Source organism: Salinivibrio sp. HTSP (genome assembly GCF_003390965.1).
Lineage (GTDB): Bacteria > Pseudomonadota > Gammaproteobacteria > Enterobacterales > Vibrionaceae > Salinivibrio > Salinivibrio kushneri.
The window spans coordinates 191,170-203,657 of the sequence record NZ_PXUD01000013.1; the positions used below are offsets into that span (position 1 = coordinate 191,170).

General features: G+C 50.2%; 9 protein-coding genes. 3 read left to right on the forward strand and 6 right to left on the reverse strand.

Annotated features, from left to right (window positions below; all coding sequences use genetic code 11):
* Nucleotides 1-6: 6 nt before the first annotated feature.
* From C7A19_RS03540 to C7A19_RS03555, 4 genes are all read right to left on the reverse strand, one after another.
* Nucleotides 7-1,641 carry an acyl-CoA synthetase gene (locus C7A19_RS03540; RefSeq protein WP_116644171.1) on the reverse strand — a complete coding sequence of 545 codons (1,635 nt, stop codon included), beginning with the start codon at nucleotides 1,639-1,641 and terminating at the stop codon, nucleotides 7-9.
* Nucleotides 1,642-1,812: 171 nt separating this feature from the next.
* Entirely contained in the window at nucleotides 1,813-2,325 is a 513-nt protein-coding gene (locus C7A19_RS03545; RefSeq protein WP_116644172.1) for a prolyl-tRNA synthetase associated domain-containing protein, read from the reverse strand.
* Complete coding sequence (locus tag C7A19_RS03550) at nucleotides 2,322-3,107, reverse strand: transporter substrate-binding domain-containing protein (RefSeq protein ID WP_116644173.1); 786 nt, start codon at nucleotides 3,105-3,107, stop codon at nucleotides 2,322-2,324. The genes C7A19_RS03545 and C7A19_RS03550 overlap by 4 nt, the downstream gene beginning before the upstream one ends.
* Before the next feature lie 125 nt (nucleotides 3,108-3,232).
* On the reverse strand, nucleotides 3,233-4,135 hold the full coding sequence (locus tag C7A19_RS03555; RefSeq protein WP_201264059.1) for a LysR substrate-binding domain-containing protein: 903 nt from the start codon (nucleotides 4,133-4,135) through the stop codon (nucleotides 3,233-3,235).
* 259 nt (nucleotides 4,136-4,394) lie between these two features.
* Between C7A19_RS03555 and betT the strand changes: the two genes are divergently transcribed.
* Nucleotides 4,395-6,410: a choline BCCT transporter BetT gene (gene betT, locus C7A19_RS03560; protein WP_116644174.1), complete on the forward strand. Its 2,016-nt coding sequence runs from the start codon at nucleotides 4,395-4,397 to the stop codon at nucleotides 6,408-6,410.
* Between the two features lie 43 nt (nucleotides 6,411-6,453).
* Here the strand turns inward: betT and C7A19_RS03565 are convergent, their stop codons facing one another.
* A complete protein-coding gene (locus tag C7A19_RS03565) occupies nucleotides 6,454-7,029 on the reverse strand; it encodes a nucleoside deaminase (RefSeq protein ID WP_201264060.1) in 576 nt (191 codons plus the stop codon).
* Between the two features lie 292 nt (nucleotides 7,030-7,321).
* Between C7A19_RS03565 and C7A19_RS03570 the strand changes: the two genes are divergently transcribed.
* Together C7A19_RS03570 and C7A19_RS03575 are read left to right on the forward strand one after the other, a co-directional pair.
* Nucleotides 7,322-8,356, forward strand: coding sequence for an efflux RND transporter periplasmic adaptor subunit (locus C7A19_RS03570; protein WP_235614255.1), 1,035 nt, complete (start codon nucleotides 7,322-7,324; stop codon nucleotides 8,354-8,356).
* A gap of 10 nt (nucleotides 8,357-8,366) precedes the next feature.
* Nucleotides 8,367-11,459 (forward strand): efflux RND transporter permease subunit, encoded by a 3,093-nt coding sequence (locus C7A19_RS03575; protein WP_116644177.1) that lies wholly within the window; start codon nucleotides 8,367-8,369, stop codon nucleotides 11,457-11,459.
* 80 nt (nucleotides 11,460-11,539) lie between these two features.
* Here the strand turns inward: C7A19_RS03575 and C7A19_RS03580 are convergent, their stop codons facing one another.
* On the reverse strand, nucleotides 11,540-12,433 hold the full coding sequence (locus tag C7A19_RS03580) for a LysR family transcriptional regulator (RefSeq protein ID WP_116644178.1): 894 nt from the start codon (nucleotides 12,431-12,433) through the stop codon (nucleotides 11,540-11,542).
* Nucleotides 12,434-12,488: the final 55 nt, after the last annotated feature.

Below are 12,488 nucleotides of genomic sequence, written 5' to 3' on the forward strand. Positions count from 1 at the left end.
CGTGATTTACACTGACTTTTCAGTGACTTTACGACGAAGTACATACTTTTGCACTTTGCCCGTTGAGGTTTTCGGGAGCGCGGTAAAGATCACTTTTTTCGGCGCCTTGAAGTGCGCCATTTGCTCTCGGCAAAAAGCAATAATGTCTGCTTCGGTCACGGCGGATGTTTCGGTCGTTTTGACAAACGCACAGGGGACCTCACCCCATTTTTCATCGGGCATCGCAATCACCGCCACTTCTTCAATATCAGAGTGACGATACAGGACATCTTCCACTTCGATACTGGAAATATTCTCCCCGCCACTAATAATAATGTCTTTGAGTCTGTCCTTGATTTCGATGTAATTATCGGCATGCCATACCGCTAAGTCGCCAGTGCGAAACCAGCCGTCACTCATGGCGTCTTCCGTCGCGCTCGGATTCTTGAGGTAGCCTTTCATGACGACGTTACCGCGAACAAAAATCTCACCCAGCGTGCCACCATCTTTCGCCACCGGTTTAAACGTCACCGGATCGGCAACCATCAGTCCACCTTGCATTGGGGCCCGTACACCTTGGCGTGCTTTCATGCGTGCTTTTTCTTGTTGCGAGAGTTGATCCCAGTGGTGTTGCCAGTCACACACCACACAAGGACCGTAAGTTTCAGTGAGGCCATAAACGTGGGTCACTTCAATCCCCATCGCTTCCATCCCTTCAATCACAGAAGCCGGTGGTGCCGCCCCAGCGGTCATCGCTTTAACCGTATGGTGAATCTCAGCTTTTAGCGCCGGATCTGCGTTATTCATCATGTTCAGCACAATCGGCGCACCACAAAAATGGGTCACTTTGTGGGTTTTTATTGCATCAAAGATAGGCTCTGCTCGCACATGCCGTAGACTGACACTCACCCCCGCCGTTGCGGCCACCGTCCATGGGAAACACCAACCATTACAGTGGAACATGGGTAGCGTCCAAAGATAGACAGGGTGCGCATCCATATTCCAAGACAACACATTACTCACTGCATTCAGATGGGCACCGCGATGGTGATACACTACCCCTTTGGGGTTGCCCGTGGTGCCTGAGGTGTAGTTGAGTGAAATGGCCTGCCATTCATCGTCTGGCAATGTGTACTGATAATCACTATCGCCTTGGGCTAAAAAGGTTTCGTACGTAATCTCACTGATACATTCGCCATGTGGATAGAGCGGATCATCAATCGCAATCACCAGTGGGCGGTGTTTGATCATTTTTAACGCCCGCTTAGCCACTTCCGTCATTTCCTTGTCGACGATAAAGACTTTGCTTTCCGCGTGTTCGAGAATAAAAGCGACGGTTTCCGCTTCTAGCCGGGTATTAATGGTATTGAGTACGGCACCTGTCATCGGCACGCTAAAATGCAACTCAAAGACTTCGGGCAGATTGGGGGCCATCACCGATACCGTATCACCTAGCCCGATGCCGACTTGACGTAATGCCGAGGCAAATTGACGGCATCGCTGATCCACTTGCTGCCAACTCCAGCATAGATGACCATGAACGCTAGCCGGATAATCTGGATAGACGCTAGCGGCTCGCTCGAGGAAAGAAAGTGGACTCAGTGTTTGATAATTGGCTGGACTTTTGTCCAAACCAAGCTCATAGATGTTGCTGGCTGACATAACGCGCTCCTTGCTGACTTTGTCTAGATAACTAGATCAACCTAGCATGTCATCAAGCTTGCGCTATTCAACTTAAGTCGATATGGCGGCGATAACGCAAAAAGGCCCAGCGGTGCTGAGCTAGTGCGACTGGTAATAGTATTGGTATTACGTTGAGTTAGAAATATCGGCTCATTGATGATCCACCGTTTGATACCTTCGGCCTATGCCTTGCAACCAACGGGCGAGATCTTGAGTGGCAATGACCCACGTTTGATCATGACAAAAAGGCTGGCATTCCACCGCTTGAACCTGCCATATTGCATTCGCGATCACCAAACTGACGCGATGCTCAGGATCGTTCATTACATCAAATACCGATACGGCACCTGATTGTGCCTGTAAATAGGTTTCAAGTTGCTGCGACGACGCAAACGATAGGCGAGACGTGCCCAAGGCTTCACTCAATCCGGCTAAATTGACGGTGGCTTTGCCCGGTAACACCACCAAGAAAAACTGTTTTCCTTTTCTGTCTTTCAACAGCAAATTCTTGGTCGGGTTTGCATCAGTATGCAAACCGAGCGCGTCTGCTTGTTCACACGTATAGACAGGCTGATGGCGGTATATATTTACTGAAATACCGTGCGCATTGAGGCTTTGAAACAGCGCAGCCTGTTGACTAGATAGCGGAGGATTACCCGTCATAACGCTCCTGTTTGAAAATAATGTTGACGAAGTTTTTCGATCTCGCCGCGTTCCGCAGCGGACGCTATATACGTGTTTATTAGCACCACTAAGTCATTCGCTTGCGGCGCATAGCGGCTGACCTGAGCATGAAATGCTTTAGGGTTAGGTAGAGAGATATAGGCAAGATCGCGTGAAAATTGATAAAGCCCCAAGCGAATGCCACCCAATACAGGCTCTATTTCACTGGCAAGAAAGCGACATCGACCCGCTTCCAACATCCGCAAAGCCTGCTGCAAGGTATTGGCTTCAAATCTTGGTGTTGGGTTATCGCCAAAACCGGCATAATTATAGCCATTCACCCCACATACAGGGCCTGATATGGGTAAGGTTGGCTGAGCGGAGGTCGTTGGGTCACCGATGTATAAATAGCCGAGTGAGATGGAATACAAGGGCGTTGTCAGTCGACTGTACTGCGCACGCTCAGGTTTATAACTCACATCCCAAGTAAGGTCACAACGGCCAGACTCTCTTGCCAGTTCATGCTGCACGCGCGCCCAAGGCATAAATACCAGTTGATAAGTAATGTCGTTACGCTCTAGTGCGGAAAGCACTAGATCGGTCGCATAACCCTTCAAGGTGTCCGCTTTTTGCTGCCGCGTCTCACCCTGCCAATAAGTGTAAGGTGGCCAAGGACTCCCATCCCCCACACAAACATTGAGCGGCTCAGAGGTTGCCGACCAAACTTGAAAAGAAAGCATGGTCAGCCAAACGATGGTTAGCCTTCGTACCCAGTTGGTCATTAAGCAGCATTTCACGTTGGTTACTTCGTAATCAGTATAATCGAATGTATTGTAATGTCAGCGCAGTAAAGCGTCCATGTTTGCGATACGTCATACCCTCAAACATCAAACCGAGACACGCTCTTCTATTTATTGACGAGCGCATCTTGATGTGATTTGAAAATGACACTGTCACGCAACTGTTGTATGAGTGCAATGGCAGCCCCCGATAAATCACCGTGACGCTGATGCAACGTAATTTCAGTATTGGGGAGTTTCGGTAACCCTTCCTCTTCACCAAGTGCCCTAAGCCCTTCCCCCATCATCGATGGCGTCAACACCGTAATCGCCAGCCCTGCACGAACGGCTGACGAAAGCCCTGACAAACTTGCACTTGAATACGCAATGCGATGGGTAATACCGGCTGATGTTAAGGCCGCCAGTGCACGCTCTCGAAAAATACACACCCCTTGCTTAGACAGCGCCAAAGGTAGAGGTTGGCGCTGATGCGTATCGTGCCCCACACCCGTGACCCACGTCATCGGCTCGGCGCGCAATACTTCGCCACCCGGGCTGTTAGGCTGACGTGTCGTTATCGCGATATCTAGCGCACCGGCTTTTACTTCTTGTACCAGTTCGACACTCAAACCACAGCTCACCTCAAGCTCTACCCCTGGGTAACGGGCCTCAAACATAGAGAGCGCCTCAGGAAGATAGATTAAGTAGTCATCAGGGATCCCTAAACGAACGACGCCGCCTAGCCGTTGGTCGGTCATCTCTTGCCAAGCGAGTGCATTTTGCCTAAGTAGCTGTCTGGCATGCGCCAATAACCGCTCACCTGCAGGAGTAGGCAGTACAGCAGTCTGCCCTCGTTGCAGCAACGGTTTTTCAAATAGCGCCTCAAGCCGTTTCATATGTGCACTCACGGTAGATTGCGCAAGGTATAAGCTCTCTCCAGCTCGGGTAAAGCTGCCCTTTTCTACCACCGTAACAAAGGTTTTAAGAACCACGAGATCGAGCTCTCGCACAGCGCCTGACTCACGCATCATGATTTGTGATGACCCTATTATAAAAATTCGTTTTCATGATTGTAGCGTTTTCGCCAAAGTACACCAACACATTCACTGAAAACAGAGATAAGGAGAGACGCGATGAATCAGAAAAAATCGCCTCAATATCAGTCATCTCGAGATTCGTTTCCCGCACTGTATATGCCTGCGATGCCACCAATGGCTTGGATTAACGGTCGCTCGAAAAAAAGAACACGTTAACCCGACAATTTCTCACTCACAGGCAAATAAACTCATTATGCGTCACGAACACTCATCAATAAGCGCGGGCATTAACCCGCCGGTATTTTATCCTGCCGCCGCTTTAATCGCGGCTTTTGTTATTTTTACCATTAGCGTGCCAGATACCGCCGGCGCGCTATTTGGTAGCGCGCAAGCTTGGATCATCGACACCTTTGGTTGGTTTTACTTACTCGCGATGGGGCTATACCTTGGCCTGGCCTTGATTTTTGCACTGAGCCGCTATGGCCAATTTAAGCTGGGCCCGGATCACAGTGAGCCCGAGTTCAGCTACCACTCATGGTTTGCGATGCTTTTTTCTGCTGGCATGGGGATCGGGTTAATTTTTTACGGGGTCGCCGAACCAGTATTTCACTATGCGACCCCAGTAGTTGGCGAAGGCAATACCGCAGAAGCGGCTAAAGCAGCAATGCGCATGACCTTTTTCCATTGGGGGTTACACGCATGGGGCGTTTATGCCATTGTCGCCCTTGCCCTCGCCTATTTTAGTTTTCGCCATCGTTTACCACTTCGCATTAGCTCAGCGCTTTATCCTCTAATTGGTAAACGTATTCATGGTCCAATTGGTTATACCGTCGACGTGTTTGCTGTTTTTGGCACCATGTTTGGTATTGCTACCTCTTTGGGCTTGGGCGTGATGCAGATAAACGCAGGCTTGAACTATTTATTTGATATTCCGACAACAACCAGCGTGCAGTTAATACTGATTGCTTGTGTGACGGGACTCGCCACCATCTCAGTCGTACTAGGGCTCGATGGAGGCATCCGTCGATTGTCTGATTTAAATCTCTGGCTAGCGATTGCCTTACTGCTCTTTGTCGTGGCGGTGGGTCCTACCCTCTTTATTTTCAAAACATTAGGGCAAAATATTGGCACCTATTTGTCATCAATGGTTGATATGACATTTAATGCCTACGCCTATACGGGTGATGAAAGTACAGATGGTTTTTTAGGGGGATGGACACTCTTTTACTGGGCGTGGTTTATCGCTTGGTCACCGTTTGTAGGGATGTTTATCGCAAGGATATCTCGCGGCCGGACGATCCGCGAGTTCATTCTTGGCGTCATTTTTGTCCCTGTTGGTGTCACCTTTATTTGGCTAACTGTGTTTGGCGATACCGCGCTACACGGTATTCTTACCAACACCATGCCAAACTTGGTAGACCAAGTATTTGCCAACAGTTCAACATCGTTATTCCACTTTTTGGATAGTTTCCCGTTGGCAGGTGTCTCCTCCGTGATTGCAACTTTATTGGTGATCACCTTTTTTGTCACCTCATCCGATTCGGGCTCATTAGTGATCGATACCTTAACGTCCAAGGATGATGGCGAGTCGCCGGTAAAATTGCGTATTTTCTGGGCGCTTGCCGAAGGTTTAGTCGCCTCAGCATTGGTCGTGGCTGGCGGTAGCAATGTCCTATCTGCACTGCAAGCAGCCTCTCTGACTTCGGCACTGCCTTTTGCGGTCATTTTACTCGCGGTTGGCTTTGGTTTGCTTAAAGCGTTAAAAATGGAGGCTCTCAAACGCGATAGTCTCCAACATCTGGCGACGATACCGGGCAATGTGACGCGCCATAGTCCACATTACGCAGAAAACTGGCAAAATCGCCTACAAACCTTGGTGGCTTCACCTGAGTGGCAGGAAATCGCTGTAATGTTGGATAAAACCATTGAGCCCGCGATGCGTGCGGTCGCCGAAGAGCTTGAGAAGCAGGCGCTGGATGTCAGTATCAACCGCGAACACGATCGCTGCTATCTGCGAGTTCACCACGGCAATGACCCTGATTTTATTTACGGAGTACGAGCCCGTGCCTATGCCAGCCACACGTTTAACCTAAAAACCTTAGCGGATAATGAGACATTGGATACGCCACACCATTATCGTGCAGAGGTATTCTTACGGGAAGGCGGCCAGCAATACAATATTGCGGGCTACAATCAAGCGCAAGTGATTGAAGATATGCTGGATCACTACGAAAAGCATCTACACTTTCTTCACGTGATCAATAGCTAAATCTTATTTTGTCGAGTAACTAGCGCCGCCTTTGCGCGGCGCTTCATCCTTGTCGAGCGTTTACGGCACTCACACCTTGCCAATCTTCCAACTCTTGTTCGGGGTGCTCGGCTCTAAATTGCTGATACAGCGCAATGCCCTGCGGATCTTCCAGCACATCAACCGTCACCCCTTTCTCTTTCAGCATCGTCTCGTTACCGCTCGCACTAGTGACATCCCCCACCACCACGCGAGAGAAACCGCGCATGGTGATCAGTGCCGCGCACACATCGCATGGGCTTAAACTGGTAAACAAGGTTGTTTGGCTAAAATCAATTCGCCCAGCATCGCGTATCGCCGCCGTTTCGCCGTGATTGTAGGGGTGATTTTCTTGTACCAAGGTATTGTGCCCTTTACCGACGATTTGACGTGTCTCATTGTCAACAATCACCGCACCAATGGGGCACCCTCCTTCATCAGCGCTTTTTTGGGCCAACAACACCGCGATGCGCATCATATCCGCATCGGTCAGTTTTTGGCTAAAGCTGTTATCCAGCAGCACCGGCAAACTGCGCGTTGGCATATGCGCCACGGCACGCAGCGCCGCTTCCGTTACCGTGCTATTTGCATTGAGTAGCATCGACGTTCTCCTTATTCGGCTTCGCTGATGACACTGACCTGAGCTAATCCACAAGATCATCAATTTACCACCAATGAATGAACCAAACAGTGATAAGGTTTGTATTGGTCAGTTCGATATTTGTTATTGGTTAAATCAACCTTTTGCGCCTTCGTCTGTACTAAAAAGCCAAGGGTGGTGACAGCAATTCTGTTCAGGGATTTTTATGATAAAACGTTTGATTATTATGTTAGTCGCATGTGGGCTCGTTTTTGGGGGAATTTTTGCTTACAAAGCAGTAGGCAATCATTTTATGAACCAATTCTTTGACAACATGCCTGCCCCTACGGTCACCGTGACGGCCACGACAGTCTCAACCCACCCTTGGCGTGAACAACAAACCACCATTGGTAGTTTTGCGGCCATTAATGACACCCAGCTAACCACCGAGGCAAGCGGCATCGTCAACAATATCTTGTTCGACAATGCGACATCGGTGAAAAAGGGACAATTACTGGTCACCTTGGATGCCAGTGTTGATGAAGCAGAGCTTCGTCGGCTCGAGTCCGTCGCAGAGCTTGCCCAACTTGAGTTGAGGCGCTATCAACGGCTGTTTAAAGACAAAAATATTTCTGAATCCGAACTAAAGCGCAAAGAAAGCGAAGCCAAACAAGCGATTGCCGCTGTCGACAGCCAAAAAGCGCGCATTGAGCAAAAGTCATTAACCGCGCCTTTCGACGGCATCATTGGCATCCGAGAAGTCAGTCTTGGCCAACTCATCGCGCCGGGGACAGCCGTTGCGACACTCACGTCAGTGACCCCCATCCACCTCAACTTTACCTTACCCGAGCAGCAGCTCAGCACGCTGAAAAATGGCCAAACCGTTTCTGCCACGATTAGCGCACAGCCCGACGAGGTCTTTACCGGCAAAGTGACTGCAATTTCGCCGGTTGTCACGCCCTCGAGTCGCAGTGTCGACATTCAAGCCACCTTTGACAACCCAGATGCCATTTTACGGTCAGGCATGTTCGCACGCGTGAGTCTTGATCAAGGTGAAGAAACGCAAAATGTCTTGCTGGCACCACAAAGCGCAATTCAATTTAATCCGTATGGCAACGCAGTCTTCGTGATCCAAGAGCAAGACGATGCATTGACGGTCCAACAGCGCTTTGTGCAAACAGGCGCGCGACGCGGTGACATGATTGTGATTAAAGAAGGTCTTCAACCCGGTGACCGTATCGTTACCTCCGGCCTCCTCAAGCTCCGTAACGGTAGCAACATCAAGATCAGTGACAACGAACGTGTTCAGCCAAGCGAAGATCTTGATCCCAACGTTGTGAATCAATAGGAGCCATTCAATGCGATTTACCGACGTCTTTATCAAGAAACCCGTCTTGGCCTCCGTGGTGAGCCTATTCATTATCTTGCTCGGCTTACGCGCCATCACGGACATGAATGTGCGTCAATTCCCCGAGATCAAAAATGCATTGGTCAGTGTCTCTACCACTTATATCGGTGCAGATGCCGACCTGATTCAAGGGTTTATCACCACGCCGCTAGAGCGTGAAATTGCTGCCTCTGAAGGGATTGATTACTTAGTCTCGACTTCAACCGCCGGTGTGAGCACCATTGAGGCCTACTTGCGTCTCGATTACGATCCGAATGAAGCACTCACACAAATTGCCGCACAGGTGAATAAGGTGCGCTCTGAGCTACCTGATGATGCCCGTGAGCCCGTCGTTACCCTGCAGGTGGGGGAAACCGTCGCGGCAATGTACCTCGCCTTCTACTCTGACGTCCTCACTGACAATCAAATTACCGATTACTTGGTCCGGGTGGTCGAGCCACAACTGTCGACGATTCCCGGTGTGCAGCGTGCTGATGTGTTGGGTGCCAGTAGCTTTGCGATGCGGATCTGGCTCGACTCGGTCAAAATGGCCGCTTACGATCTCACAGGCACGGATGTGATTGCCGCCCTGCGCAGCAATAATGTGCTGGCTACGCTAGGACGCACCAAAGGGCAAGACGTAGCGATTGATTTAAACGCCGCCACCGACATTCATGACGTTCAACAGTTTGAAGATTTGGTGATCAGCAGTGATGGCCAGTCTGTCGTACGTTTGAGTGATGTGGCGACCATTGAACTTGGCGCCGAAAGTTACCAAACATCGGTGAACTTTAACGGGCTTGATGCCACCTTTATCGGCATCGAAGTCTCGCCCGATGCCAACGCGCTGGATGTGATTGAAGCGGTGAATCAGGTATGGGAAGCCGATATCATCACTCAGTTGCCTCAAGGGTTGTCGGCCTATATCGCCTATGACTCAACCGAGTATATTGATAACGCCATTGATGAAGTGGTGATATCGATTATTCTCGCCTTAGCCATCGTGGTGTTTGTGATTTATGGCTTTTTGGGGTCGTTGCGCTCGGTGATTATTCCTGCGATCGCGATCCCCGTATCGCTCATCGGCACCTTCTTTTTAATGTGGCTGTTAGGGTTTTCCATCAACCTCCTGACACTGCTGGCCATGGTGCTTGCCATTGGTGTGGTGGTTGATGATGCGATTATCATGCTGGAAAACGTGCACCGCCATATCGAAGAAGGCAAAAGCCGAACACAAGCCGCGCTTGAGGGCGCGCGCGAACTGGCGTGGCCGATTATCACCATGTCGACCACCTTGGTCGCGGTATTCCTGCCCATCGGCTTTGTTGGTGGCTTAACCGGGGTACTGTTTGTTGAATTTGCCTTTACCCTCGCCGCGTCGGTGATCTTATCCGGCGTGGTGGCGCTTACGCTCTCGCCCATGATGTGTGCCTATGTGCTCAAGCCCTATCAAGCGGACAAAGCGACCCAAGAGCGCTCCCTTGAGCACTGGCTGGATAAGCAGTTTGACCGATTGCATCATCGCTACCAACGCACACTTCATAGCTTGTTGAATACCAATGCGGTGATCCTCACGTTTGGCGCGATTGTTTTAGTGTCTTGCTATTTCTTGTTTATCACCAGTCCTTCTGAGCTTGAGCCCGCTGAAGACCAAGGGTTTGTGTTCTCCATTCTCGAAGCCGACAGCCAAACCACACTGGATGCGTTGTCTGCCAGCACCGACGAATTAAACCGACTGATTGACGATGTACCAGAAATCGACAACGTCTTTATTATCAATGGCTCTGGCGGCACCAATAACGCAATAGCCGGTATTGTACTTGCGCCATGGGATGAGCGAGAGCGCAGTACCCAAGCGATCTTGGAAAACGAAATTCAACCCTTTATGGACAGCCAACCGAGCTTAAGTAGCTTTGCCTTGGTGCCCCCTTCACTGCCGTCTCCGGGCGGCGGCACGCCGGTTGAATTTATTATCGGTTCAACACAACCCTTTGAAGCGATTAATGAAGTAGCGAACAATATCGTGGGCAAAGCGATGCAAACGGGGCGCTTTATCTTTGTCGATACCGATCTGAGCATTGACCGCCCCAAACAAACGGTCAACATCGACCGTGAAAAGGCGGCTTTGATGGGCGTGAGCATGCAACAGCTTGCCGCGGATATGGGCTCATTGTTATCCGGGGCTGATGCGGGACGCTTTTCACTTGAAAACCGCTCATACCGAGTGATCCCCCAAGTGGCGCGTAATGAACGTCTCACGCCAGAACAATTGCGCCAGTTTTATACCCGCAACCAAGACGGTGAATTGGTTCAGCTATCAACGTTAGTGACCTTAGAGGAAAGTGTGCAGCCCCAAGCATTGCGCGGTTTTCAGCAGCTGAATGCGGTGAAAATTTCCGGTGTACCGCGCCCTGGCGTGCCTTTGGGGGAAGCGCTGGGTGTACTCGAAGAGATTGCAGCGACAGAATTGCCAGCAGGCTTTAGTGTCGATTATGCCGGACAGTCACGCCAGTTTATGAGCGAAGGCCAGCAACTGGTCGTGACCTTCTTCTTTGCTTTGATTGTGATTTTCTTGATCTTAGCGGCGCAGTTTGAGTCGTTTAAAAACGCGATCATTATTTTGGTCACCGTGCCAATGAGTGTCTGTGGCGCGCTGATATTTATCAGCCTCGGATTTACCACCTTGAACATATACACCCAAGTCGGCTTGCTTACCCTCGTTGGCCTGATTGCTAAACACGGGATACTGATCGTCGAGTTCGCCAATCAGCTCCAGCAAGAAGGACGGACCAAACGTGAGGCGATTGAAGAAGCGACCGCCATCCGTTTACGCCCTATCTTGATGACCACGGCAGCGACGGTGCTTGCCATGATCCCGCTCTTGATTGCCTCAGGCGCCGGCGCAGGGGCCCGTTTTGCTATGGGGCTGGTGATTGCCAGTGGGATGACATTGGGCACCTTGTTCACCCTGTTCGTGGTGCCTGCTATGTATCTGTTCTTAGCCAAAACCATCACATCGGCATCCACCGAGTTGTCGCCAGCGCACACGCATCATAGTGATTAATCGTAAATCGTACCCATTGGGGCCACTGAAACGTGGCCCCTTTTATATCGGAAATCAGCCCTTTTATGCCTGATTACGCGCTAAGAGGATGTAAAACGCGCGAGGACGAATTCCACCAGCAACCGAACGCGCAAAGGCACTTGTTCGCGATCTCGATAGAGCAAAAATAGCGTGCGCGCTCGACTGCACCATTGCGGCAGTACGCGCTGTAATTCGCCCTGTTCTATCAAAGGTAGCGCGGAATAATCAGGAATATAGCCGATCCCAAATCCAGCCTGCACCGCATGGGTTAGCATTTGAATTTCATCCACTTCTGCACGTATGCCCGTGGTGGCTTGGTAATCAAACGCCTCTCCCGTTTGATGGTGTGTGAGTTCCCAAACCGTCATCGGATGGCAAATCACCACCGGCTGACCACTCAGATCATTGGGTGAGCGCACATTGTGATAGTCACTGTCAGGGCTAGCACACAAAATGAAATGAATATCGGTGAGCGGCCGCGCGATCCAATTTTCTACCACTGGATTCCCGACTCGAAACACCACATCCATGCCTTCCGCTTCAATATCTATCAAGCTATTGGAAAAGTTAAGATCCAGTTGAATCTCCGGATACTCACGCATAAAGTCGAAAAAGACGCGGCGTAAAAACTGCTTACCGGCATTGATCGGTGCGCTAATACGAATTTTGCCTTGGGGGTGATATTTCTCGCCCACTAAATCATCATTGAGTGCCTGCAACTCATCGAACAGTCCTGCGGCACGATCAAAGTAGCGATGACCAATTTGGGTCAGAGAAATACGATGGGCATCGCGATTGAGTAAACGCAGGGCAAGGTCCTGCTCGAGCTGGCGAATTCGACGGCTGAGGGTGGATTGCGGCATAGAAAGATGCTGTGCCGCGGCTTTAAAACTCCCCAATTGCGCCACGGTACAAAAACAGCGCAAATCGTCTAACGAATAGTTAGGTTTCATATTTGGAATCTACCATTCTGATATTGTCGGTTTATTCATATTTTGAAACTTATAC